This is a genomic window from Lentzea sp. NPDC059081, from assembly GCF_042738015.1.
In the GTDB taxonomy this organism is placed as follows: Bacteria; Actinomycetota; Actinomycetes; order Mycobacteriales; family Pseudonocardiaceae; genus Lentzea.
The window spans coordinates 210,491-234,834 of the sequence record NZ_JBHYGW010000007.1 but is presented as its reverse complement, the minus strand read 5'-3'; the positions used below and the strand labels follow the sequence as shown (position 1 = coordinate 234,834).

Sequence of the window (24,344 nt, the reverse complement as noted above, 5' to 3'; positions counted from 1 at the left end):
CCACGGTGCTACTCGGGCGCAGACTCCACCTCGGCGAGGTGACGGAGCATCGCGGCCACGTAGTCCGCGGGCCCCTCGGCATCGCGCTCCAGCACGACACCGCGTCCGTCGTCGTCGAATGTCACGACGGCCCCCGGCCCGGGGTCCTGCCCGAGCCGGTAACCGGGTTCACCGTCCAGCGCCGCCGCGAGGTCGGCCCAGTCCTCGGTGCGGAAGCCCGTGAGCCGGTTGGCCCGCCGGACCTGGCGGGCCTTGCGCGCCGGTGGGGTGAGGACGAACAGCCTGCGGTGCGCCCCCAGCTCCCTGATCACCCGGAACTCGTACCGCAGCTCCGGCCAGTCACCCGGCGCCATGACCACGCAGCGGGCACCGGCGACCAGCTCGGCGAACTGCTCGCGCCACGAGTCGTCGGTGGCGTAGTGGCGGTCGAGCCCGTCGGGCGGGAGGTAGTCGCGCGGGTTGCCCAGGCCGTACCCGCGGCCGAGCCCAGCGGCGATGGCCGGGGCGAAGTAGTCGTCGAACGGCATCGGCCTCGCGCCGCAGCGGAAGACCTCCTTCAGCTCCGGCCGGTCGCGCGTCTCCGCCTCGTCGCGCCGCCGGAAGCCGAACAGGCGGCGTTCGTTGCCGAAACCGCGGATCCACACCACGGCCGGGCGCGGGTCGGCCGGGGGCACGGCGTCGATGCGGTCCGCTCGCCGCGCCGCGGAGTGGCACAGCATCGACAGCATCGCCATCGGCAGCAGCAACTGGATGCCGAGCGTCGCGGGTTTGCCGTTCAGCAGCAGCACCACCATCACCGGCAGGGGTGTCGCCACCGCCACGTTCCCCAGCACCCGGAACGGGGTGCGCGGCCGCCGTCGTCGTCCGGATCGGACGGGCCGGGCGGGCAGCACGCGCACGGCCAGAGCGAGACCTCCCAACGCCGCCACGACACCGAGCACCGTGGACGGACCGGCGACGAGCGCCGCGTCGTCGGGGCCGGCCAGCACCGCGCCGAGGAACGCCCCGCCCACGAGACCGGCGAGGGTGACGATCGAGAGGACCGCGGGCGTGACGGGGCCCGTGTAGCCCTTCGCCTGCGCGCGTCGCCACACCCGCATGAAGGTCGCGATCGCCAGGTAGGACAACGCAGCCGTCGCCGCCACCGCCGCCGCGGCGACGACCAGTGCGAGCACCACCCGCGTTCCGTCTGCGAGACCCTCGGCCTGCCCGCGCACGCGCCCCTCCCCGTGGACGAGTCCTGTTTATGCCCACGGCGCTCGTGCCCGGCACCGCTGAACAGAGGATTCGCACGGTGCCCGGATTCCTTGTCATCTCGGCGAAACACGCCACTGGCCAATTGATGGACAGTTCGTGCCAATGGAGGCGACACGCGGTCCGTTCGCCGTCCGGCTGAGTCATCCTGGCGACCGGAGTGCGGGGACGGAGCAGGACAGGAGTCGCGGTGGGCGGAGTGTTCATCAACTACCGCAGCAACGACAGCCGTGTCATGGGCGAGCTGCTCGACCGGGACCTCACGGCGGAGTTCGGCCGGGAGCAGGTCTTCCTGGACTGCTACTCGATCCCGCTCGGCGCCGCCTGGGACCGGGAGCTGGTGAACCGGGTGCGCGGGTGCCGGGTCCTGCTGGTCGTGATCGACCGCGACTGGCTGACCCTGACCGGCCCGGCGGGGGAGCGGCTGATCGACGATCCCGCCGACTGGATCCACCGCGAGATCGCCGAGGCGTTCGACGCCGGGGTCCGGGTGGTGCCGGTGCTGGTCGACGACACGCCGTTCCCGGCCGAGCACCAGCTGCCCTCCGGCCTGCGCGCACTGGCGGACTGCCAGGGTGTGCAGGTCCGGCGCAGGCACACCAGGTCCGACGTCGCGGCGCTGGTCCAGCGGCTCCGCGAGGTCGAGCCCGGACTGGGCACCAGGCCGGACTCCTCCGGCACCTCGATGGTGTCCCACCGCGGTTCGGGGACGACCATCCAGGCGGGCAGGGACATTCACGACGCGACCGTCATGCACACCGGTCCCGCCCAGACCGATCCCGCCCAGGACGATCCCGCCCAGGACGATCCCGCCCAGACCGATCCTGCGCAGACCGATCCCGCGTCGGTCACGCCCGACGGGCCGGACGTTCCGCCGGGCGCGCGGGGCATGCGTTCGCACACGGGTCACGGCGTGACCATCCAAGCGGCCAGGGACATCAAGAGGGTCAGGCTGGGGACCTTCCTGACGGTCACGATGCCGCGGTCGGTGCGCAACCTGATCATCGGGATCCTGGTGGCTCTGCTGCTGGCCGGCGCGGTCGCCGCCGTGGTGACCTGGGTCCTGCCCGAGCTCGCGCCGACCTACAAGACCGAGTTCCTGCTGGACCTGTCGGCGACCGGAGCCGATGTGTCCGCGGTGGCGGAGAGCCGCGACTCGCTGCGGAAGGCGATCGGGAACACCGGTGACGACGACGCCGTCGCGTTGCGGACCTTCGGCGGCCAGTGCGGGTCCGACGGCAACACGTCCCAGGTGGTCGGGTTCGGAACGGGCCACCGCGACGACATCGGCGGCGCGATCGAGGGTGCTGCGGTCAGCGGGGCGGCGACGCTGGTGCGGGGCCTGATCGGGGCGACCGAGGACTTCAGCGCGCCGTTCTCGCAGAAGGCCAAGCAGGTCAACAGGATCGTGGTCGTGACGCGCAACGGGGTCGACGCGTGCGACGACGACACGGACTTCGTCCAGCGCGAGCTCCGCACCCGGCTGGCCAACGCCGGCCTCGCCATCGAGTTCCGCTTCGTCGGCTATCGCGTCGGTGACGAGGACAAGCCGGTCCTCGACCGGTTGGCGGCCAGTGCTTCCGCGCCACCGCCGGTGCTCGCCCAGGGCGCCGCGGAGCTGCAGGCGGCTCTCGAATGGATCGCCAACGTCGAACCGGTCCTGCGGTCGGCGCGTGACGTCGTCGACACCCTCAACCCGGTCGTGAAGCAGATCGACGAGGCGGCCCAGGCCGTGGTGGACGGCAGGCTGGACGTCGCCGACCGCACGTTGTCCGCCATCAAGCCCGCCACGGCGGACACCGAGTTCGCGAACCTGGAGAGCCGGGCGAAGACGCCGGACGCCGTCGAGGTCTACCAACGGGCGGTCGGGTTGCGGGATCGGCAACGGAAAGCGGTGCCCGCCGTGCAGGCACTGCTCGATCTCGCCAGGGAAGGCAAGCCGTTGGGGGCGGAGCTCACGGCGTTCCGCCACGACGCCGACCTCTACAACAGCGAGGTCGAGACCTTGAACAAGCTCCTGGCCCGGATGCGGGCCAGCGGTCCAGGAGGACGCTGATGAAGCGGCGCGCGGTGCTTATCCCGCTTGCTGTCCTGTTCGTCGTGGTGGCGTGCACAGCGGTGTACTTCGTCCTCTCCGGACCTGCCTACCGGACGGTGGTGCTCGTCGACACCTCCGCGCCCGGCACCGGGCTCGACGGGGTGAAGGACGCCGTGAAGTCGGTCGCGGGCAACAGTGGCGACTCCGACGCGCTGAGCGTGCGCCGCTTCGGTGGCGACTGCGGCAGCCCCGGCGACACCGCGCAGATCGCAGGCAGCCCGGACCAGGTGGACCAGGCCGTGGGAGCGCTGTCCGCCTCCGGCAAGGCCACGATGGTCGACGGCGTCCTGGCGGCCATCGACGACTTCAGCGGCGTGTTCACCCGCCGCGGCAGTGCCCACAACCGGATCGTCGTCATCTCCACGACGGGCGCCGACGCCTGCACGAACGACCTGGCCGGCGCGCGGAAGTCCATCGACGACCGCCTGGCCGAGGCCGGGCTGGACCTGGAGATCAGGGTGGTCGGCTTCCAGGTTCCCCAGGACCGCAAGGAAGCGCTGGCGAAGTTCGCGTCCGAGACCACGTTCGCCGACACCGCCGACGACCTGAAAATCGTCCTCGACCGGCTCGTCGTCCCGGACTCACCCGACGCGGCCGCGCGGAGCGGCATCGTCGACCCGGAGCCGCAACCGAGCTACGCCTTCCTGACCACCAGCCGCCTGGGCGTCGTCCGCGGAACCGAGGTGGTCGCGGAGTCCGCCGTCGACGCGTCGTTCGGCCGCGGTCTCGAGTACACCGCGGACAAGCACTTCGTGTTCGCCGTGACAGCAACGGGTATCGCCACCATCGACGTCCGCTCCAACGCCGTCAGATCGGTGCCGTGCGGCGACTGCCGGGACGCCGTGACCGCGGGCGGCAGCGTGATCAGCTGGCTGGCCGGCAACGTCCTGACCACGCTCGACCTGGCCGACGAGAACGCCCAGCCCGTCGCGCGGGCGACCATCCTGCCCGACCGCAAGGTCGACGAGAGCAGCCTGGTCCTGCCGCTGCGGATCCTGGCGGGCAAGGACGGCACCAGCCTAGTCGCCGCGCCGGACGGCCCGTCCGCCTACGGTGGCCCGGAAAACCTGTACCTCGTCCGGCCGGACGGCCAGGTGGCGCCGCTGGGCCCCACCCAGGGCAACGTCGCCGTCTACGGAGCGGCTTTCTCCCCGGACGGCCGCTCGGTCGCCTACGTCACCGCGGGTCACGCGGGAGCCTGTGAGGAGCGGTCGTCGGTCGTCCTGATCGATCTCGCCTCGGGTGCCCAGAGCGTGACGCCGGTGGCCGGCGGTCAGGGCGACGACGGATCTGTTGTCGCGGCGGTGTGGTACGAGCCGGACGGGACTTTGAGCATGATCTACTCGTCGTGGCTCTGCGCGGCCAGCGGTGGGCCGCAGACTTCGGTGACGGTTCCCGAGAGTCTATGGCAGCTCAGTGGTTCCGGGTGGGCTCGGCGAGGGGATCCCGGGTATGCCCGGCAGGTTTCGCCGGGGTTCCGCGCGGTTCTCGTCCGGTCTGGTCCGACTGATGGTGCTTGGCAGTTGTTCTCCGAGGTCAACGGGACGCGGACGAAGGTATCGGATGGAGTGGTGGCGTTCGCGGTGCCGAGCTGAGGCCCGTGGGTGCCGGCTCGGCGCCATCCGGTGCGGTGTCAGGACAGCAGTTTGGCCACGCCGAACTCGAACCGGCCGTCGAACTCCTCCGTGAGGAACGGCAGAACACGCGCCAGCGAGACCCGCCCACCCACCTCCAGCTCGCGGGCCCCGTCCGGCGACGACTGTTCCTCCTGCGCCAGCCCCAGCACGAAGTAGATCAGGCTCCAGCACGTCCAAGCCGCCTCACGCTCCGGCAGCCCGCCGTCGAGCAGTGCGGAGACGAGTGCCTCGGCAGTGTCCAAAGTGGCCGGTTCGGCGGCGTAGGTGCCCGCCACGACGGCGGCGCCGTCCCGGTGGGCCAGCAGGGCCTGGCGGTAGCGGCGGGTGATCTCGGTGGCCCGCTCGCGCCAGTCCTGCGGCAGGCCTTCCAGCGAGACGCCGGCCACGATCGCGTCGGCCATCAGCTCTTCCAGTCGTGCCTTGGTCTTCACGTGCCACAGCACGGTGTTCATCCGCACGTCGAGCCGTTGGGCGATGGCCCGCATCGACACCGCCTCGGCGCCGCGCTCGTCGAGGATCTCCAGCGCGGTGCGCACCACGTCCGCTTGACTCTTGGTCACTGACCTAGTCTACTCGACCGCGTCAGTGTTGGTCAGTGACCAAGGGAGTGGATGATGGACGTCGTCGTCGTGGGGGCCGGGCCCACCGGTCTGTGGCTGGCGGGGGAGCTGCGGCTGGGCGGGGCCTCCGTCACGGTGCTGGAGGCACGGGAGGAGCGGGACCCGAACTCGAAGGCGCTCACGATCCACCCGCGCACGATCGAGATCTTCGACTGCCGCGGGGTCGTGGAGCCGTTCCTGGCGGAGGGGGTCCGGATTCCCAACGGGCACTTCGGCGGGTTGCCCGATCGCATGGACTTCGCCGCGCTCGACACGCCCTACCCGTTCACGCTCGCGTTGCCGCAAGCGCGCACGGAGGAGCTGCTGGAGGAACGTGCGCGTGCGCTGGGTGCGACCGTGTTGCGGGGGCGTGTGGTCACCGGGCTGGTGAGCGAGGGGGTTTCTCTGTCCGACGGGTCGGTCGTCGCGGCGAAGTACGTTGTCGGCTGCGATGGGACACGGAGCGCCGTGCGCGCGGCGGCGGGTATCGACTTTCCGGGCACTGACGCCACGACGTGGGGCTGGCTCGGGGACGTGGTGCTGGATTCCCCGCCAGAGCGCGGTTTCGCGAGTGTCACGGGTGCGGCCGGCGGGCTGATGGTCGTGCCGCTACCGGGTGGCGTGCACCGCATCGTCGGCGGCGATCCCGGGTCGAACGTCGCGGAGTGGCCCGGCGAGTTGACCCTCGACGAGCTGCGCACGACCGTGAAGGCCATCGCGGGCACCGACTTCGGACTGCACGACCCGCGCTGGCTGTCGCGGTTCGGCAACGCGACGCGTCAGGCCGTCGCCTACCGGTCGGGCAGGGTGTTCCTGGCGGGCGACGCGGCGCACATGCACTTCCCGACCGGGGGCGTGGGCATGAACGTCGGCATCCAGGACGCGCACAACCTCGGCTGGAAGCTCGCCGCCGTGCTCGCCGGGAAGGCGGACGACGCTTTGCTCGACACCTACCACGCCGAACGTCACCCCGTCGGGGCCGATCTGCTGCAGCACACCAGGGCGCAGACCGCGCTGATGACGGCGTACTCGGCGGAGGGCCAGGCGCTGCGCTCGGTGCTGAGCGGGCTGATCGCCACGGCGCCGGACATGTCCCGCCTCCTCGCCGAACGCCTGTCCGGCCTCGACGTGGACTACGGGACGGGCCGGCGGCTGCCCGACCGCGACTCGCTGTTCGCGCGGCTGCGCGCCGGTTCTCCCGTGCCGACGGAGGCGGGCCTGGTGCGGCCCGACGGTCATCTCGCGTGAGACCAGTCGGGGATGCCGACGAGCACGGCGACGAGCGGGGTGTCCTGGAAGGACAGTTCGACGCGGTCGGGCAGGGTCCGCGTGCGGAGAACGCCTGGCGTGGCACCGGCTGTGCGTGACGGCGGGAGCAAGCGGAACCCGGCGGCGGTGAAGCGGTGCGCCCACGCTTCGGCCGGCTCGTGGCGCTCGATGCGGTCTTCGTCGCGCGTTCCGACGACATCCTGGATCTCGCGGCCGAGGAACTGCTTCAGCGCGATCTTCCCGGCCTCGGCAGCCCGCGTGCTGTCGATCGCCGCGAACAGGGCGCCGTAGTAGCGCCAGGCGTGGGCGAACCGCGCCCGCAACGGCACGTGGTGATGGTCGGAATGCGGCTCGCACAGGGCGAACGCGGCCGGTGCGAGGTCGCGCAGCCGGTGGAACAACCCTGACCTCGGGTCGCCCTGCCCGTCGTCCCGCATGCGGTGCAACGCGAACGACGCGGTCACCAGCAGCGGGCGCGGCGCCTGTGCGACGAGGCGCCACACGTCCTCGCCCAGTCGTTCGGGCGCGGAGGGCACGGCGTGGAACACCACCTCGATGCCCATCCGCGCCGCCGTGGCCCTCACCGCTGTCTCGGCCTGCGCGAGGCGGTCGCCGGTGTCCACGCCGACGACCGTGAGCGACCGCAGTTCGGGTGCCCGTTCGAGCAGGTCGCACTCCTGACGCCCCGATCCGATGCCCAGCGCGAGCACGGTGGCCGACTCGCGGCCGTCGAGGAACGGCAGCAGCCGGTCGTTGGCGAGCGTGGTCGCGCAGGCCAGGTCGAACCGCGGCACGTCGGCCGGGCGCGGGTGCTCGCGTGCGGCGGGGTCGAGCCGGGAGGCGAACGCGGCCAGGAAGAAGTCGCGCAGCACCGGGTCGGTCGCCGTCGTCTCGCGGATGCGCCTGAGCAACGCGGTGACGGTCTCGCGGTCGTCGTGGGCGGTGGCTTCGGCGGCCTCGTCGAACAGGCTGAACACAGTGGTCACGTGAGCTGAAGCTAGGACGAGCCCCGTCCGCGCGCAGGCCTCGCGAGGCCGGTTGCGGTCGTTCGGGTGACGACTCCGGGCGTGGAAGTCACCTGATGTCGTGAAGGTCGGCGAGCCGGTCGCGGACGTCCTGGGCTTCCTGTTCGGCGCCGAGGCGTTCGTAGAGGGACAACGCCGCCCGCCAGAACGCCGTGGCCGCCGCCGGCCGGGTGTCCCCGCAGGCGTTGCCGAGCAGGAACAGCGTGCCCGCCTCGCGGAACTGGTGCCCGAGCTCCCGGTACAGCAGCAGCGACTCGCGGTAGTGGCCGAACGCCTCGCGGACCTCGCCGGCGAGGACCTGTGCCGTGCCGAGGTTGTTGAGCACCTGCGCCATGCCGTGGCGGTCGTCGATCTCTTGCCGGACCCTGAGGGAGCGCTGGTAGAACTCGCTCGCCTCGGCGGCGCGTCCCAGGTCCCGCAGTGTGTTGCCGAGGTTGTTCATCGTCTGCGCCGCGCCGTACCGGTCACCGATTTCTTCTCTCGTCGCGAGTGCCTCGGTGTAGGCGTGGTGCGCGTCGTCCAACCGCGACGTCTTGCGGTAGGCGGTGCCGAGGTCGTTCAACGTGGTGGCCGTGGCGAAGGCGTTGCCGAGTGCGCGGTTGAGCTCCAGCGCGGTCTCCAGGTGGACGACGGCCAGGTCGTACTCGCGGGTGCGGGCGTAGGCGTTCCCGAGCTCGGTCAGCACGCTGGCCTCGGTGAGCCGTCTCCCGGAGGCCCTGGCGCCGTCGAGGGCGAGCAGGCACGCGGCGAGCATCTCGTCGGGGTGCCGGTAGGTGTCGAAGTAGGAACACAGGCTCTCGACGATCGGGAACAGGACGTCGTACAACTCGCGCTCGGCGACGAGCCGCGCCGCCGCGGCGAGCACCAGCCAGGTGCGGTCCAGCCACGCCAGCGCGTCCTGGCGGGCCTGGAAGTGCGACGTGACGCCGCGGTGCCGGGGCGAGAGCTGGTGCTTGGCGGCACCGGCCTTGGTCGCGTAGTGCGTGAACATCCTGCTCAGCGCCGGGTCGGTCTCGGGGTCGCCTTCCGCGCACCGGTGCGCGTACAGCCTCACCAGGTCGTGGAACGTGAACCAGTCCGGCGTGGCACCGGGTTCCACGAGGTGCGCGCGAACCAGCTCCCGCAGCAGCGCACGGGTGCGGGTCATCGGCCGGTCGGCGAGCGCCGCCGCGCCCTCCAGCGAGAACTCGTCGGTCGGGTGCAGCGAGAGCAACCGGAACAGCCGGCGCAGGTCGGGGCCGAGCGAGCGGTAGGACAGGTCGAACGCCGCGTGCACCGCCCGGCTGTCGCCGTCGTCGAGCAGTTCGAGCCGGTGGCGTGCGTCGGTCAGCTCGGCCGCCCAGTCCGTGCGCGGGTCGGCGGCGGCCAGGGCGCGCATGATCCGCAGGGCGAGCGGCAGGTGTCCGCACAGCGCGGCCAGGCGGGGATCGCCGACGAGGTCGGTCGCCTCTGCCGGGTCCAGCACGCCCAGGTCGAGGTGCCGGGCCTCGTCGAGGCCGGTCAGCGTGTGCCTGCTGGTGATCACCACCCGGTGCCGCCCGCCGGGGAGCAGGGGCCGCACCTGGGCCGTGGACGACGCGTTGTCGAGCACGATCAGCACGGGTGGCCGGCCGGTCAGCATCGAGCGGAACAGGGTGGCGCGCTGGTCCTCGCCCGGCGGGATGCTCTGGCCGTCGACGCCGAGGGCGCGCAGGAAGCTGTCGAGTGCCTGGGCGGGGGAGACCCTGCGCGTCGCGTCGTAGCCCTGCAGGTCGACGAACAGGGCGCCGCCGGGGAAGTCGCCGTCCGCCAGTGCCTGGTGGGCCGCGCGCAGCACCAGCTCGGTCTTGCCGATGCCCGCGAGCCCGGCGACGGCGCTCGACACCACGGCAGGGCCGTCCGACGACCACGCGGCGCGCAGGGCCGTCATCTCCTCGGCGCGGCCGCAGAAGACGGTGGTGGCGGGAGGCAGGCCGGACAGCGCCGTGAGCGGGGCCGGTGCGGAGTGCAGGTCGATGCGGCCCACGTGACCGGCCTGCACGACCTGGCCGTGGACGTCGCCGCCGACCTCGTTGGGCACAAGGCACGGTAGCCGCGCGGCGCACGGCGCGGCTGTAGGGCAAAAGGGTCGCGGCGCCGGGAAGGCGCCGCGACCCGGCGGGGATCAGGAGTGCGGACAGGTGTCGCGGTACTCCTCGATCAGCGTGCTGCGGCCCGGCGCCGGGCACAGGAACTGCTCGTAGCGGGTGTCGTTGTCGATGAACCGCTTGAGCCAGGAGATGCTGTACTTCGCGATCGTGGTGTTCGGGGAGTTCGGCGCGAAGTGCGTGGCGTTGTTCAGCTCCAGGTACGCCTTGTCCAACGAGGACGGCAGCGAGTTGTAGAACGGCTCCGAGTGCGTCGCGACCGGGGCGATGGAGTCGCTCTCGGCGCCGACCACGAGGGTCGGCACGCGCACCGAGGACCAGTTCTTCGTGGTGTGCCAGCCGGTCAGCGGGATCGCCGCCTGCAGGGACGGGCGCTCGCTGGCCGCCCGCAGGGTTCCGCCGCCGCCCATCGAGTGGCCCATCACGCCCAGCCTGCTCGTGTCGATGCGGGACCGGACGCTGCTGCGCTGCGTCAGGTAGTCGAGCGCGGCGAGCAGCTGGGAGGCACGGCTGTCGGGCTGGTCGTAGATCGTGATGGTGTCGATCGTGAACACGACGAAGCCCTGGGACGCGATGCGCGGGCCCAGCCAGGCGATGCTCGACTGCGTGCCGGTGTAGCCGGGGGAGACGGCCACCGCGCCGAACGTGCCGGAGGCGGTGCTCGTCGGGTAGTAGATCGTGCCGCCGCCGAAGCCGCTGACCAGCGACGACACCGACGTCTCCGACACGGCGAACGGGCCGCGCGCCGCCTCGATGCTCGAGTTGCTGGGTGCGGGGCCGCGTTCGTAGGGGTTGTCCGCGGCCAGGGCGTAGGCGGTGCTGCCGCCTATCAGCGCGAGTGACAGCGCGATCGGGAGGAATGAACGAAGTCGCACGGCTCTGTACACCTCATTCGACAGGGGAAATCGGGACGAACTGACCCTGCGCCCCCGTCTCGGACGTACGCATCGGTACAACCACCGGTTCCGCCCCAGAACATCGAACGGAAAACTAACAGTGGTAGGTGAATTTCGGCCCGACCCCTTCCGCAGGCCGTCCGGGGACGGCGACACTGGCCCGATGCTGCGTGGCCGGGACAGGCAGCGCGTCGCCGTCGACGCGTTCCTCCGGCGTGCGCGCACCGGGCACGGCTCCGCGCTCGTGCTGCGCGGGGAGCCCGGCAGCGGCAAGTCCGCGCTGCTCGACCACGCCCGCCAGACCTGCGATGCGGTCCTGTGCGTCGACGACCTGACCGTCCTCGACGACGACCTCCGGCGGCTCACCGAGGACGTCGCCGGCACCAGGGGCGCGGTCCTGATCGCGTCCGAGACCGAGACCTTCGGGCTGCCGAGCATCGCGCTCGAACCGCTGGACCGCGCGGCCAGCCTGCAGGTGCTCCACGACCTGCTGCCCGGCCTGCCCTCCGTGCTCGCGGTCGACCTCGCCGAGCTGGCCTGCGGCAACCCGCTCGCGCTCGTCGAGCTGGCCGGGTCGCTCACCTCCGGCCAGCTGGGCGGCACGGCTCCGCCGCCGGAGGTGCTGCCGGAGTCGAGCTCGCTGCGCACCCGGCTGCTCGCCCGGTTCGAGGCCCTCTCGCCGCGGGCCCGGCACGTCGTCGCGCTGGCCGCCGTGGACGACGAGCTGACCGCCGAGGTGCTGGCCCGCGTCGACGCGGACGCCGTGACGGAGGCGGGCGCGCTGCTCGACCCGCGCCGGCTCGTCCGCTCGACCCTCCACGACGGACTCCCGGCCGCCCTGCGGCTCCAGGCGCACGCCGAGCTGGCCGGGCTGCTGCCACCGGGACCGCGACGCACCTGGCACGCGGCCATGTCCGGCGGTGACGGCGGCGCGCACGCCGACGCCCTCGCCCTGAGCGCCGAGCACGCCCGCCGGTGCGGCGACTTCGCCACGGCCGCCCGCGACCACGACCGCGCCGCCCGGCTCACGACCGCGCCCGAGGAGAAGGCCCACCGCCTGCTCAAGGCCGCCGCCGACCACTGGGCCCACGGCGCACCGCACCGGTCGCGCGCCGTCCTGCGCACAGCGGTCCGGCTGACCGACACGGTCGAGCTCCGCGCGCTCATGGACCTCGTCGTCGGCGGCATCGACCTGGGCGAGAGCCTCCCGGACGTCGCGGCGGACCGGCTCATCCGCGCCGCGAAGGGGCTCATCGGCACGCAGCGCGGGATGGCGGTGGCGGCACTGGGGTTCGCGGGCGAGGCGGCGAGCATCGCCGGTGACCCGCGCCGGCACACGGCGGTAGCGGACCTCGCCAGGGAGCTCCGCCGCCCCGACGAGCACCCGGTCACCCGGCTCACGCTCGACCACCTGATCGGCATGTCCGCGACGCTCTCCGGGCGGCACGACGAGGCGATGCCGGCGTTGCGCGCGGTCGTCGACCTCGCCGCGCACGTCCCAGGACCGCAGGCCCGCATCTGGGCCAGCCAGGCCGCCTACGTGCTGGGCGACGCCACCCGGTCGTACGAGATGGCGACCAGCGCGGTGACGGCGGCGCGGGAGAGCGGGTACACCGCGCTCGTGCCGTGGGCGCTGGTCTACCGGGCGCTGTCGGCGTTGCTGCTGGACCAGCACACCGCGGCGCTCACGGCGGCGACCGAGGGCGTGCACGCGGCCACGGCGATCGGCCAGCACAACGCCGTCGTCGACCACCTGACGATCCTCGCGCTGCTCGCGGCGTTGCGGGGTGACGCGGAGACGGCGTTGCACCGCATCGAGACCGCCACCGAGCACATCACCGAACGCGGGCTGATCCGGCCCGGCACGTTCGGCGCGTGGGCCTTCGCGTGCGTCGACCTGGCGCGCGACCGCCCCGCCGACGCGCTGGACCGCCTGCGCCTGCACCACGGGCACGCCGGCGTCAAGGTGATGGCCGCGCCGCACCTGGTGGAGGCGGCCGTCGCGTGCGGCAAACCGTCCACGGGGGACAGAGCGCTGCGCCGGTACGAGAAGTGGGCGGACGCCACCGGCAGCGCGGCGCGGATGGCGTTGTCGCACCGCTGCCACGGCCTGCTGGAGGCCGGCACCGCCGACGAGCACTTCGAGGAAGCGATCCGGCTGCACCGCGCGAGCGGCACGTCCCTGGAGCTCGCGAAGACCGAGCTGCTGTACGGGAACCGGTTGCGGCGCGGCCGCAAGCCCAAGGTGGCGCGGGAACACCTGCGCGACGCCGTGCGCATCTTCCAGTCCTACCAGGCGGACCACTGGGTCGACCGGGCCCGCGCCGAGCTGCGCGCGGCCGGCGACCCGACCGGCGAACCGAAGGACCACGGCGACCTGACGCCGCAGCAGGCGCAGATCGCCACGCTGGTCGCCGAGGGCGCCACGAACCGCGAGATCGCCGCGCGGTTGTTCCTGAGCCACCGCACCGTCGAGCACCACCTGCGCAACATCTTCGCGCGGCTCGGCGTGCGGTCGAGGGTCGAGCTGACCAGGAGGCTCGACTGAGCACAGCAGCGGAGGGTGTGTGCGCGACAGCTACCGGCACTGGCAGCGGATTCCGACCCGGTGGGCGGACAACGACGTCTACGGCCACGTGAACAACGTCGTCCACTACGCGTTCATGGACACGGTGATCAACACGTGGCTGATCGCGTCGGGCCTCGACATCCACGAGGGCGCGGAGATCGGCCTGTGCGTGGAGTCCCACTGCAACTACCGGGCCTCGGTCGCGTTCCCGGATGCGCTCGACGCGGGCCTGCGGATCGGGCACCTCGGCCGGTCGAGCGTGCGCTACGAGGTCGGGTTCTTCTTGGAGGACAAGGAAGATGTGGTCGCGGAGGGCCACTTCGTGCACGTGTTCGTCGACCGGACGACCCGCAAGCCGATCGAGATCCCCGCGCACCTGCGCACGCCGATGGAAGGCCTGGTGGTGGCGTGAGGACCCGAGGTGCCGTGCTCACGGCGGTCGGCGGGCCGCTGGAGGTCGTCGACCTGGAGCTGGACCCGCCCGGTCCCGGTGAGCTGCTGGTGCGCGTGCACGCCACCGGCCTGTGCCACTCCGACCTGTCCGTGATCGACGGCTCCCGCGTGCGGCCGTTGCCGATGGTGCTCGGCCACGAGGCGGCGGGCGAGGTCGTGGAGGCGGGCCCGAGCTCGGAGTTCCGCCGGGGCGACCACGTCGTGCTGTCGTTCGTGCCGGCGTGCGGCGCGTGCCGTCCGTGCTCGTCGGGCAGGCAGGCGCTGTGCGAACCGGGTGCCGCCGCGAACCGCGAGGGCACCCTGCTCAGCGGGCAGCGCCGGTGGACGCTCCCGGACGGCACGCGGCCGCACCACCACCTCGGTGTGTCCGGGTTCGCCGAGTACACCGTCGTTTCCGGCCGCTCGGCCACGCTGGTGCCGCCGGACCTGCCACTCGACGTCGCCGCGCTGTTCGGGTGCGCCGTGCTCACGGGTGCGGGCGCCGCGTTCTACAGCGCGCAGGTCGTGCCGGGGGACCGGGTCGCGGTCTTCGGGCTCGGCGGGGTCGGGCTGTCGGCGGTGCTCGCGGCCGGCACCGCGGGCGCGACCCAGGTCGTCGCGGTGGACGTCGTCGAGCACAAGCGGCGGCTCGCCTTGACGCTCGGCGCGACGCACGAGGCGGCGGGCGGACCGGACGTCGTCGCCGCGGTCCGCGAGCTGACCGGCGGTGGCGCGGACAAGGTCATCGACACGACCGGCGTGGCAGCCGTGCTCGAACAGGCCTACGCGGCCACGGCCGTGGGCGGCACGACCGTCACCGTCGGGCTGCCGCACCCCGACCGCACGGTCACACTGCCCGCGTTGAACCTGGTCGCCGAGGAACGCACGCTCAAGGGCAGCTATCTCGGCTCGTGCGTGCCGCGCAGGGACGTGCCGCGGTTCATCGACCTCTACCGCGCCGGGCGGCTGCCGGTCGACGGGCTGCTGTCCGGGAGGCTCGCGCTGGACGACGTCAACGACGGGTTCGCGAAGCTCGCGTCCGGCGAGGCGGTGCGCCAGGTCGTGGTCTTGGCCTGATCGGTACAGCGCTGATCGGGCCTGGCCTGATCGGCGCAGGTGTGGTCGGCACCGGGGGCCATGCCCGGTTCGGCCTGTCCGGGCAGGAACCGGACAGGACAGGTGTTCGGTCGGCTGTTGACGGCGGCTAAAGGTCTGGTCCACTGTGGGAGCGCTCTCATGTTCGCCGCTTCCCGCAACGGGGCGGGAGGCGATCCCTGCACGGACAAGGAGAAGAGCTTGCGCTTCACCATGCCCAGAATCGTGCCCGCGCTGGCGCTCGTGCTGGTCGGGTCCACTTTCACCGCTCCGGCCCAGGCCGCGGCCGAGGAGATGTCTCCCGGCCTGATCACCGCGATGACCTCGGCGTTCGGGCTCACCGAAGCTCAGGCGCGGGTGCGCCTGGCGTCCGAAGAGCGCGCGTCGGTGCTCGCACCGCGCGCGGAGAGCCAGGCCGGCGCCTCGTACGCCGGCAGCTGGTTCGACGAGAAGACGAACAAGCTGGTCGTCGCCGTCACCGACCAGGCGGCCGCCCGCAAGGTCGAGGCGACCGGGGTGGACAGCGTCGTCGTCGGCCGGTCCGCCAACTCGATGAACGCCCACAAGAACCGCCTCGACGCGCTGTCCAAGACCGGCGCGGTGCCGGCGGCGGTCGCGAGCTGGAAGACCGACGCCAGGACCGGCTCGGTCGTGGTGAACGTCGAGCCCGGCAAGCAGACCGCCGAGGTCGCCGCGTTCCTGGACAAGGCGCGCTCGTTCGGTGCCGTCACCGTCAACACCCAGAACGTCCAGCAGCCGCAGACGTTCGCGGCGGGCACCGTCGGCGGCGACCCGTTCTACACCGGCAACGTCCGTTGCTCGATCGGCTTCTCCGTGCAGGGCGGCTACGTCACCGCGGGCCACTGCGGTGGCGGCGGCGCGGCCGTGTACGGCTGGGACCGCTCGTTCCAGGGCAACTTCGCCGGCTCGTCGTTCCCCGGCAACGACTACGCGTGGATCCGCATCGGCGGCGGCTGGTGGACCGTTCCGGTCGTGCTCGGCTGGGGCACCGTCAGCGACGCGCTCGTGCGCGGCTCGTGGGAGGCGCCGGTCGGCACCTCGGTCTGCCGCTCCGGGTCGACCACGCACTGGCACTGCGGTGTGGTCCAGGGCCGCAACGAGACCGTGAACTACCAGCAGGGCGCGGTCTACGAGATGGTCGGCACGAGCGTGTGCGCCGAGGGCGGCGACTCCGGCGGCTCGTTCATCACCGGTGACCAGGCGCAGGGCGTGACGTCCGGCGGCTACGGCAACTGCTCCAGCGGCGGCCGCACCTGGTTCCAGCCGATCAACGAGATCCTGCGCGTCTACGGGCTCACGCTGCACACGGCGTGACCCGGAGGAGGGCCCGGTCCGTCCAGGGAGTCGGACCGGTCCCTCCGCTCAGGGCCGGGAAAGGCGTTGCCGGATCTCGGCTTTGAGCACCTTGCCCACTTTGGACCGGGGCAGGTCGGGCCAGATCTCGACCTGCTTCGGTGCTTTCACGCTGCCGAGCTGGTCCTTCACGAACGCGATCAGCGTGGCCGCGTCGGTGTTCCCGCCGGACCGCAGCTGCGCGACCGCCGTGACCCGCTCGCCCCACTTCTCGTCGGGCAGCCCGACCACCGCGCAGTCCTGCACCGCCGGGTGCGCCTGCAACGCGTGCTCCACCTCGGCCGAGTACACGTTGAACCCGCCCGTGATGATCATGTCCTTCGCGCGGTCGACGATGTAGAGGAAGTTCTCCTCGTCCAGGTACCCGATGTCGCCCGTGTGGTGCCAGCCGTGCGCACTCACTTCGGCTGTGGCATCGGGGTTCTCGTGGTATCCGGCCATCACCAGCGGCCCGCGCACGACGATCTCGCCCCGCTCGCCGGGCGGCAGCAGGGCGCCGTCCGCCGCCATGATCGCGACCTGCGTCAACGGCGAGGGCCTGCCCGCCGAGGACAACCTGGCCGTCGCGACCGACCCGTCGGGCAGGAAGTGGTCGGCGGGGAGAGCGTGGCGATCATGTTCGGCGCCTCGGTCTGCCCGAACAGCTGACCCATCACCGGCCCGATCCGCCGCAGCGCCTCGGTCAGCCGCACCGGCGACATCGGCGCGGCGCCGTACCAGAGGCAGCGCAACGAGGTCAGGTCCGTCGAGTCCAGCGCCGGGTGGTCGAGCAGGCCGTAGATCACGGTCGGCGGCAGGAACGCGTGCGTGATCCGGTGGTGCTCGATCAGCCGGAGGAACTCGCCGAGGTCCGGCGCCGGCATGATCACCGTCTCGCCGCCCAGCGCCAGGATCGGGAACGTCAGCACGCCGGCCGAGTGCGTCAGCGGGGCGAGCGCGAGGTAGCGGGGACGGACGCCGAACGGGTAGCTCATCAGCGTCAGCGCGGTCGCCGTCTCCATGTTGTGCCCGGTCAGCCGCACGCCCTTGGGCCTGCCCGTCGTGCCGCCGGTGCCCGCGAGCATGCAGAGGTCGTCGTCGGGGACGGTCACGGGTTCCGGCTCCCGCGCGTGCCCGGCGAGCCAGTCCGCGAACGTCTCCGCCCACGCCACCTCGCCGTCGAGGCACACCAGCGTGGTCAGCGCCGGCAGGTCGGCGCGGATGCGGTCCACCAGCGGCGCGAACTTCTCCTGGAAGAACAGGCACCGGCAGCCGAACAGGTCGAGCAGCTCCCGGTTCTCCGCCGCCTCGTTGCGGGGGTTGACCGGGCACCACACCGCACCGGCCCGCGAGATGCCGAACACGCACGTGAGCGCCAGGGGGTCGTTGGCGGACAACACCGCGACCCGGTCGCCGACGGCGATCCCGCTGTCCTGCAACGCTCCCGCGATCTCCCGGGAGCGCCGCTGGACCTCGGCGTAGGTATGCGAGACCTCGCCGATCGTGAGGCAGGGCGCGCCGCCCCCGAGCGACGCGCCCTTGTCCAGGTAGTCGGACAGCCTCATCAGCGGTGCACTTCGACGATCGGGTCGAGCACCAGCCCGAACGACCGCAGCGCGCCCAGCAGCTCCCGGTGCCCGAACGCCTGGCAGCCCGACGCGAACCCGGCCCGGCGCGGCGCGTCCTGCAGCAGGTGCACGGCGGCGTGGACGTTCAGCAACGCCGTCTGCTTGTAGTTGCAGTTGCCGTGGATCACGCAGGACGCGCGGCCGAGCGGCCCGGAGGCGTGCACGGAGTCGAGCGAGATGTTGATCCGCGGGTTCTCGCGCGGCGGCATCTCGCTGCGCACCTGGGCCGAGAACGCGTCGACGATCTGGTACTTCTCCTCGTCCGACTTGCCCTCCATCTCCGCCAGCGCCGCCGTGACGATCTGCGGCACCCCGAGCATCAGCGGCCGGTTGAACACGCCGCCGAGCGCCCGCACCGACGCGACCCGCGGGTCCCGCTTGAACCACACCGGGTGCGCCGTGCCGCCCCACGGCAGCGCGAGGCCGAGCTCGTGCTGGCCGGGCACGACCAGCTCGTAGAGGCCCGCGTCCGGCGGCCATTCCACGTACTCGTTCTGCTCCAGGTAGTACGCCTTCGCGAACGCCGCGTTGGTGAGGATCGTGTTCGTGGAAGCGACTGTGGGATAACCCTTCCAGAACACCCCGATGTCCAAGGTGTCCAGACCGGGCTGCTCCAGGCAGATCTGCGCGGCGATCTCACCGACCGTGTACATCTGCGCGATACCGGGCGACAGCAACAGGTTCTGCTTCGCGAAGTCGGCGCCGTACTGCGCGTCGGCGTCGATCATCCAGTCCTGCTCGCCGTTGGTGTCGGTGTAGTGCGCGCCGACGTTGAGGCTCGCTCGCACGGCTTCGTGTCCGTAGCGCGAGAACGGGCCGACGGTGTTCAGCACGACCTTGGTGCCGGTGAACGCCTCCGTCAGCGCGGCCTCGGTGTGCTCGACCTCGGCGATCTCGTGGTCGACGGTGTCGATGCCGGGCACCGCGGCGACGGCTTCCTTGACCCGCCGGCCGTCGCGGCCGGCGGCGAGGAACGGGATGCCGTACTCGCGCAGGTACTCGCAGATCAGCCGGCCGGTGTACCCCGAGGCGCCGTAGACGACGACAGGCTTGTCCGTGGGCATGTCACATCCCCATTCCGCCGTCGACCGGGAGACCTGCCCCGGTGATGAACTTGGACGCGTCGGAGGCGAGGAACACCACGGCGTCGGCCATGTCGTCGACCTGCCCGAGCCGGCCGAGCGGCGTCAGCTCGACGACCGCGCCGACCGCGGCCTCGACGGACGGGAAGAGCCCCAGCTCGGCGCAGTCGACCGCGAGCTGGTTGCCCATCGCGGTCGGGGTGAGGCCGGGGTAGATGCAGTTGACCCGCACGCCGTAGCCGAGCTTGCCGGACTCCGCGGCCGCGACCCTGGTCAGGCGGTCGATGGCGGACTTCGTGGCCGAGTAGACGCTGATGCCGGGGAAGGCGATGGTCGCCGCGACCGAGGCGACGCTGATGATCGAGCCGCCGCCGCCCGCCGCGCCGCCGGGACGCATCGCGCGCAGGCCGTGCTTGAGGCCCAAAGCCGTGCCGAGGACGTTGACGTCGAGCATCTTGCGCACGTCGGCGGGGTCGAGCTCGGTGATCAGGCTGGTGATCTCGATGCCCGCGTTGTTGACGAGGATGTCGAGCCCGCCGATCGCGTCGGCCGCGGTGCTCACCGCCGCGGCCCAGCTCTCGTCGTCGGTGACGTCCAGCGGCACGAACTCGGCCGTCGCGCCGGAGTCGCGCAGAGCCTGGGCGGTCTGCTTGCCTTCCTCCTCCAGGACGTCGCCGATCAGGACTGCCGCGCCGGCCGCGGCCAGAGCCTCGGCCATGCCCGCGCCAAGTCCGCGGGCACCGCCGGTGACCAGCGCTTTCCGTCCGGTCAGCTGATAACTCGTCATTGAGTCGCCTCCTCGGTGAGATGGCTCACACGCTAGCCGAAACTTGACAGTCGTCAAGGAAATCCTTGACGACTGTCCAAGATTTATTGGACGAGTGTTCAAGGTTTGTCTCAGTGGGCGATAGGATGCGTTCCGTGACAGACGTCGCTGAGAGCAAGCAGCACCGGATCGCCCGCCGGCAGGTCGACAAGTTCGACGCCCGGCGCACCGAGCTCGCCGTGGCGACCCTGCACACGCTGGCCGAGCTGGGCTACGCCCGCACGAGCCTGCGGGAGATCGCGCAGAACTCCGAGTTCTCCCACGGGGTCCTGCACTACTACTTCGCCGACAAGCGCGACCTGATCACCGAGGCCGTCCGCCAGTACGAGGTCGTCTGCGTGACGCGGTACGACGAGGTGGTGGCGACGGCGACCTCCGCCGAGCAGCTGCGCGACGAGTTCGTGGCGATGTTCTTCGGCACCCTCGCCCAGGACGCGGCGCTGCACCGCCTCTGGTACGACCTGCGCAACCAGAGCCTGTTCGACGAGTCGTTCCGCGCCGACGTGCTGGAGATCGACAGCCACCGCGAGGACATGGTGTGGCGCGTGGTCACCCGGTACGCGGAACTGCGCGGCGGCACCGTGCTGGCGTCGTCCGGTCTGGTCTACCTGACGCTCGACGGGGTGTTCCAGCGAGCGCTGCTGCACCACCTGGCGGGCGACGAGGACACGGTCGCGGCACTGCGGGCCGAGCTGCCGAAGGTCGTCGAGCTGCTGGTGCGTGCGGCGTGATCACCGTCGTGGTGCTGCTCAAGGCGAAGGAAGGGCTCAGCCGCGAGGAGTTCGTCGACCACTACGAGAACCGGCACGTCCCGCTGGTCCTGCGCGTCGCGCCGATGGTGGCCCACTACGCCCGGCACTACCTGCCAGAGGCCGACATGGCCGGCCACCCGTCGGAGTACGACGCCATGACGGTGCTGAAGTTCGCCGACAAGGCGGCGCGCCGGGCGTGGCTCTCCGCTGTGCTGGCGGAGGGGTCCGGGGTCGCCGAGGACGAGGAGCGGTTCCTCGACCGGTCGCGGACGCGGTCATGGACTGTGGACGAGCACGTCAGCTGACACGCCGCGCACCCGCAGCCAGGCCCACCCGACCAGAGCGGCCGCCATCGCCGTCAGCACCAGGCTGCCGGCCGTCACCGCCTGCTCGAACTGCGCGGCCTGCGCGGCGGTCCAGCCCGGTTGCGCGATCGAGCCGGTGAACAGCCACGCCAGGACGGTGCCGCTGATCGCCACCCCGGCGGCCGAGGTGACCTGGGACGCGGTGTCGACGAGCGCGGCGCCGATCGACGTGCGGTCCTCCGGCAGTCCTTTGAGGACGTTCACGCCCGCGACAGCGCCGACCACGCGGATGCCGATCGCTACCAGCACCAGGGAAAGCGCCACCGGCACGTACCCGGTGCGTCCCAGCACCGCGTAGACGGCGAGGCCGGCCACCACGCCGACCGCGCCCAGCAGCACGGCCCGGTCGAGGCCTGCCGCGCGCACGAACCGGTTGACCACCGGCCCGCTCGCGATCAGCACCACGACCTGCGGCAGCATCCCGGCGGCGGCCAGTGCCGGGGACCACCCCCAGTCGAGCTGCAGCTGCAGCGTCACGAGGTAGGTGAGCCCGGCCGCCGCCAGTCCGGTCGCGGCCTTGTAGGCGAGGCCGCTGGAGACCAGGGGACGAGCGACCAGGGCGAGGTCCAGCAGCGGATGCGCGGTCGTGCGTGCGCGCACGACGTGGAGCACCAGGGCGACGACAGCCGCAACCGTTGTGGCCCAGGGGATCCACGAGCGGAAGCCGTTCTCGACGAAGAACGTGGGCACGAGCAGGGCCAGCACGATCGCGCCCGTGCCGAGCACTCCGCCGAGGAAGTCGGCGGGGGAGCGGTGGAACTCGGTGTCGGGAGCGATGCCGCGCCAGATGCCCAGCAGGGCGAGCACCGAGATCGGCACGTTGACCAGCAGCAGGGCCTGCCACGGTGCGACGGTCAGCGCGAAACCGCCGAGCGGCGGGCCGACGGCGAGACCGACCAGGCCCACGGTGGAGATCAGCGTCATCGCGCGGACGCGCAGGTCGTCGGTGGAGAACAGCCGGAACGCCAGCGCGATCGAGCCCGGCGTGGTCATCGCGGCGGCGACGCCCATCACCGAGCGCACGGCGATGAGCTCGGCCACCGAGGTGACGAACACCGTGGCCAGGGACGCGAGCCCGAGCAGGACCAGGCCGGCGAGCATCACGCGGCGGCGGCCGAAGCGGTCGGCCACGGCGCCGAACACGAGCATCAGGCCGCCGAACACGACGGCGTAGGAGTTCGAGACCCACTGCAGCGCGGTCGTCGACGCGTCGAGGTCGCGGCCGATGGTGGGCAGCGCGACGTTGAGGATCGAGTTGTCGAGCATCTCGAAGAGGAACACGGCGGACAGTCCGGCGAGGGCGATCCACGCCTCCCGCAGCGAACGAGGTGAGGTTGACACGAACACTGTTCTACGCACGAACACTGTTCGTGTCAACTGGTAGGCTGAGGGCATGAGCACCGGGCGCGGAGCGTCGCGCGAGGAGTGGGCGAACCAGGTCGCGGCCCTCGACCAGCACAAACAGGCCCGCAAGGCCCCCATCACGGTCGACCGGATCGTCACGACGGCACTGCGGATGGTGCAGGCGGAGGGGTTCGACGCCCTGACGATGCGCCGGGTCGCCGCCGCTCTCGACACCGGAGCGGCCTCGCTCTACGCCCACGTGCGCAACAAGGCCGAGCTCGACGACCTGCTCATCGGCGCGCTGAGCAGGAACGTCGTGCTGCCCGCCCCCGACGCGGCACGGTGGCGGGAGCAGGTCCTCGACGTCTTCGCGCAGCTGCGCGACCAGTTCCTGCTGTACCCGGGCATCTCGCGCGCGGCGCTGTCCGCGCCGCCGACCAACCTCGACACCCTTCGCCTCACCGAGGGGCTGCTCGCGCTGTTCCTGGCCGGAGGTGTCGCACCGCGGGCGGCGGCGTGGACGATCGACGCCGCGCTCCTGTACGTCAGCGCCTACACGTTCGAGGCCTCGCTGAGGGCCGGCGGGGTCGACCGGGACGAGGTGCTGGCACGACTGCGGATGTTGCCGGTCAGCCGGTTCCCGCACACCGTCGGGCACGCGGAGGAGCTCAACTCGGGCGCGGAGCACGAGCGGTTCGACTTCGCCCTGGGCCTCTTGCTGCGCGGAATCGCCTGATCGGAGTCGCCTGTTCGGCGGACACCGGACAGGTGGGCTACGTTCGGGGGAGTGGGTTCAGCGAGCAGCCCTTCGGCACGAATCGGTCGTGGACGGAGCTGTCGCTGTGCTACCCAATTCCGCATCACCCGTTACCGCGCTTCCCACTACTGCGCTTCCCGGTACTGGACACATCAGTTCCGCGCTACCCCGTTCCGGACAGCTCAAGATCTCCATGGTGTCCGCGAACGACGCACCGGGCTGGCGTGACGCCCAGGTCCGCGACCTGACGGCGGCACTGCGGGCCCGCGGCCACCACGTGACGGTCCACCACCGGCGCCGGGCGGACGACGACGAGCTCTACCTCGGTGACTTCGTCGACGAGCTCCGCAGCGAGTGGGCGGGTGCGCCGCCGGACCTCGTGCACGCGCACTTCTGGCGGTCCGGACTGGCCGCCCTGCTCGCCGCGCAGCCGTTCGGCCTGCCCGTCGTGCAGTCGTTCCACGGCTTCGGGCGGCGTCCCGACGTCGAACGGCTGGTGGGCAAGGAGGCGGCGCTGGTGCTGGCGGGCGGCGAGGACGAGCTCCTCGAGCTGGCCGCCGCGAACGTGCCCCGGTCGAAGATCCAGCTACTGGCGCGCGGCGTCGACACCCGCCACTTCGACCCCCATGGCGAACCGGCGCCCCGCACCCCGGCGCCCCGCGTCGTCACCTTCGCGGATCCGGTGGCGGACAACGGGATCGCCGACCTGGTGGCCGCGCTGCCGCGGCTGCCGGACGTGCGCCTGGTGGTCGCGGGCACCCGCACGGGCGAGGCGGACCGGCTGGGCCGCTGGGCCCGCAAGCTCGGGGTGGAGGACCGCGTCGAACTGTTCGGCCCGGTCGCCCGGGAGGACCTGCCGGCGTTCCTGCGGTCCGCGGACGTCGTGGCGCACGTGCCGTCGCACGCCTCGTGGGACGTGCTTCCCCTGGAAGCCATGGCCTGCGGTGTGCCGGTGCTCGCCACCGCGGTCGGCGGGCTGACCGACGCCGTGATCGACGGCGTCACCGGTGTGCTGGTGCCGCCGCGCGACCTCAAGCAGCTCGTGCGCACACTGCGTCTGCTGCTGCACGACGCTACGCTCAGGACCTCCTTCGGGATCGCGGCCGCGGACCGCGTCCACGCCCGCCACACCTGGCCGGACGTGGCCGAAGCCGCGGAGAGGCACTACCGGCGGTTGCTCGACCCACCCGTGACCCCGCGCCGTCGGTCCGGACGAGCGGAGGCTGGGCGTTTGTGA

At 72.0% G+C, this 24,344-nt stretch carries 19 protein-coding genes and 1 pseudogene; 11 read left to right on the top strand and 9 right to left on the bottom strand.

Going from position 1 to position 24,344, the window contains the following annotated elements; translation table 11 throughout:
• Nucleotides 1–8: 8 nt before the first annotated feature.
• Entirely contained in the window at nt 9–1,217 is a 1,209-nt protein-coding gene (locus ACFWV3_RS18735; protein WP_382412612.1) for a hypothetical protein, read from the bottom strand.
• A gap of 227 nt (nt 1,218–1,444) precedes the next feature.
• Between ACFWV3_RS18735 and ACFWV3_RS18730 the strand changes: the two genes are divergently transcribed.
• A complete protein-coding gene (locus ACFWV3_RS18730) occupies nt 1,445–3,310 on the top strand; it encodes a toll/interleukin-1 receptor domain-containing protein (RefSeq protein WP_382412611.1) in 1,866 nt (621 codons plus the stop codon).
• Complete coding sequence (locus tag ACFWV3_RS18725) at nt 3,310–4,947, top strand: hypothetical protein (RefSeq protein ID WP_382412609.1); 1,638 nt, start codon at nt 3,310–3,312, stop codon at nt 4,945–4,947. The genes ACFWV3_RS18730 and ACFWV3_RS18725 overlap by 1 nt, the downstream gene beginning before the upstream one ends.
• 38 nt (nt 4,948–4,985) lie before the next feature.
• Here the strand turns inward: ACFWV3_RS18725 and ACFWV3_RS18720 are convergent, their stop codons facing one another.
• Entirely contained in the window at nt 4,986–5,549 is a 564-nt protein-coding gene (locus tag ACFWV3_RS18720) for a TetR/AcrR family transcriptional regulator C-terminal domain-containing protein (protein ID WP_382412607.1), read from the bottom strand.
• A 51-nt stretch (nt 5,550–5,600) separates the two neighbouring features.
• On the opposite strand from ACFWV3_RS18720, the gene ACFWV3_RS18715 reads away from it, so the two are divergent.
• Nucleotides 5,601–6,836 (top strand): FAD-dependent monooxygenase, encoded by a 1,236-nt coding sequence (locus ACFWV3_RS18715; RefSeq protein WP_382412606.1) that lies wholly within the window; start codon nt 5,601–5,603, stop codon nt 6,834–6,836.
• Here the strand turns inward: ACFWV3_RS18715 and ACFWV3_RS18710 are convergent.
• The 3 genes from ACFWV3_RS18710 to ACFWV3_RS18700 form a co-directional block, all read right to left on the bottom strand.
• Nucleotides 6,824–7,843: a GRAS family protein gene (locus ACFWV3_RS18710; protein WP_382412605.1), complete on the bottom strand. Its 1,020-nt coding sequence runs from the start codon at nt 7,841–7,843 to the stop codon at nt 6,824–6,826. The genes ACFWV3_RS18715 and ACFWV3_RS18710 overlap by 13 nt on opposite strands.
• An 88-nt stretch (nt 7,844–7,931) precedes the next feature.
• Nucleotides 7,932–9,941, bottom strand: a complete 2,010-nt coding sequence (locus ACFWV3_RS18705; protein ID WP_382412603.1) for a tetratricopeptide repeat protein — start codon at nt 9,939–9,941, stop codon at nt 7,932–7,934.
• Between the two features lie 84 nt (nt 9,942–10,025).
• The gene (locus tag ACFWV3_RS18700) at nt 10,026–10,883 is read right to left on the bottom strand and encodes an alpha/beta hydrolase family protein (RefSeq protein ID WP_382412602.1); all 858 of its coding nucleotides are present in this window, start codon (nt 10,881–10,883) and stop codon (nt 10,026–10,028) included.
• A gap of 184 nt (nt 10,884–11,067) precedes the next feature.
• Here ACFWV3_RS18700 and ACFWV3_RS18695 point away from each other — a divergent pair, with 184 nt between their 5' ends.
• From ACFWV3_RS18695 to ACFWV3_RS18680, 4 genes are all read left to right on the top strand, one after another.
• A complete protein-coding gene (locus ACFWV3_RS18695; protein ID WP_382412601.1) occupies nt 11,068–13,452 on the top strand; it encodes a LuxR C-terminal-related transcriptional regulator in 2,385 nt (794 codons plus the stop codon).
• Nucleotides 13,453–13,471: 19 nt separating this feature from the next.
• Nucleotides 13,472–13,885: an acyl-CoA thioesterase gene (locus ACFWV3_RS18690; RefSeq protein WP_382412600.1), complete on the top strand. Its 414-nt coding sequence runs from the start codon at nt 13,472–13,474 to the stop codon at nt 13,883–13,885.
• The gene (locus ACFWV3_RS18685) at nt 13,882–14,982 is read left to right on the top strand and encodes a zinc-binding dehydrogenase (protein ID WP_382412599.1); all 1,101 of its coding nucleotides are present in this window, start codon (nt 13,882–13,884) and stop codon (nt 14,980–14,982) included. Before ACFWV3_RS18690 ends, ACFWV3_RS18685 begins: the two co-directional genes overlap by 4 nt.
• 231 nt (nt 14,983–15,213) lie before the next feature.
• Entirely contained in the window at nt 15,214–16,335 is a 1,122-nt protein-coding gene (locus tag ACFWV3_RS18680) for a S1 family peptidase (protein ID WP_382412836.1), read from the top strand.
• 48 nt (nt 16,336–16,383) lie between these two features.
• Here the strand turns inward: ACFWV3_RS18680 and ACFWV3_RS18675 are convergent.
• The 3 genes and pseudogenes from ACFWV3_RS18675 to ACFWV3_RS18665 form a co-directional block, all read right to left on the bottom strand.
• Nucleotides 16,384–17,918, bottom strand: a pseudogene (locus ACFWV3_RS18675) (long-chain fatty acid--CoA ligase).
• On the bottom strand, nt 17,918–19,045 hold the full coding sequence (locus ACFWV3_RS18670; RefSeq protein WP_382412598.1) for a DUF5938 domain-containing protein: 1,128 nt from the start codon (nt 19,043–19,045) through the stop codon (nt 17,918–17,920). The pseudogene ACFWV3_RS18675 and the gene ACFWV3_RS18670 overlap by 1 nt, the downstream one beginning before the upstream one ends.
• 1 nt (nt 19,046) lies before the next feature.
• Nucleotides 19,047–19,850, bottom strand: coding sequence for an SDR family NAD(P)-dependent oxidoreductase (locus tag ACFWV3_RS18665; protein ID WP_382412597.1), 804 nt, complete (start codon nt 19,848–19,850; stop codon nt 19,047–19,049).
• Nucleotides 19,851–19,975: 125 nt separating this feature from the next.
• On the opposite strand from ACFWV3_RS18665, the gene ACFWV3_RS18660 reads away from it, so the two are divergent.
• Both ACFWV3_RS18660 and ACFWV3_RS18655 read left to right on the top strand, forming a co-directional pair.
• Entirely contained in the window at nt 19,976–20,620 is a 645-nt protein-coding gene (locus tag ACFWV3_RS18660; RefSeq protein ID WP_382412596.1) for a TetR/AcrR family transcriptional regulator, read from the top strand.
• The gene (locus ACFWV3_RS18655; RefSeq protein ID WP_382412595.1) at nt 20,617–20,946 is read left to right on the top strand and encodes an EthD domain-containing protein; all 330 of its coding nucleotides are present in this window, start codon (nt 20,617–20,619) and stop codon (nt 20,944–20,946) included. The genes ACFWV3_RS18660 and ACFWV3_RS18655 overlap by 4 nt, the downstream gene beginning before the upstream one ends.
• Here ACFWV3_RS18655 and ACFWV3_RS18650 read toward each other — a convergent pair.
• A complete protein-coding gene (locus ACFWV3_RS18650) occupies nt 20,917–22,347 on the bottom strand; it encodes an MFS transporter (protein WP_382412594.1) in 1,431 nt (476 codons plus the stop codon). The genes ACFWV3_RS18655 and ACFWV3_RS18650 overlap by 30 nt on opposite strands.
• 52 nt (nt 22,348–22,399) lie before the next feature.
• On the opposite strand from ACFWV3_RS18650, the gene ACFWV3_RS18645 reads away from it, so the two are divergent.
• A complete protein-coding gene (locus ACFWV3_RS18645; protein ID WP_382412592.1) occupies nt 22,400–23,086 on the top strand; it encodes a TetR/AcrR family transcriptional regulator in 687 nt (228 codons plus the stop codon).
• 214 nt (nt 23,087–23,300) lie between these two features.
• Entirely contained in the window at nt 23,301–24,344 is a 1,044-nt protein-coding gene (locus ACFWV3_RS18640; RefSeq protein WP_382412590.1) for a glycosyltransferase, read from the top strand.

What these genes read in the sequence shown, in the direction of transcription:
- ACFWV3_RS18670 (WP_382412598.1), bottom strand. Translation starts at nt 19,045, where the DNA reads ATGCCCACGGACAAGCCTGTCGTCGTCTACGGCGCCTCGGGGTACACC.
- ACFWV3_RS18660 (WP_382412596.1), top strand. Translation starts at nt 19,976, where the DNA reads ATGCGTTCCGTGACAGACGTCGCTGAGAGCAAGCAGCACCGGATCGCC.
- ACFWV3_RS18640 (WP_382412590.1), top strand. Translation starts at nt 23,301, where the DNA reads ATGGTGTCCGCGAACGACGCACCGGGCTGGCGTGACGCCCAGGTCCGC.
- ACFWV3_RS18645 (WP_382412592.1), top strand. Translation starts at nt 22,400, where the DNA reads ATGAGCACCGGGCGCGGAGCGTCGCGCGAGGAGTGGGCGAACCAGGTC.
- ACFWV3_RS18695 (WP_382412601.1), top strand. Translation starts at nt 11,068, where the DNA reads ATGCTGCGTGGCCGGGACAGGCAGCGCGTCGCCGTCGACGCGTTCCTC.
- ACFWV3_RS18725 (WP_382412609.1), top strand. Translation starts at nt 3,310, where the DNA reads ATGAAGCGGCGCGCGGTGCTTATCCCGCTTGCTGTCCTGTTCGTCGTG.
- ACFWV3_RS18665 (WP_382412597.1), bottom strand. Translation starts at nt 19,850, where the DNA reads ATGACGAGTTATCAGCTGACCGGACGGAAAGCGCTGGTCACCGGCGGT.
- ACFWV3_RS18680 (WP_382412836.1), top strand. Translation starts at nt 15,214, where the DNA reads ATGCCCAGAATCGTGCCCGCGCTGGCGCTCGTGCTGGTCGGGTCCACT.
- ACFWV3_RS18715 (WP_382412606.1), top strand. Translation starts at nt 5,601, where the DNA reads ATGATGGACGTCGTCGTCGTGGGGGCCGGGCCCACCGGTCTGTGGCTG.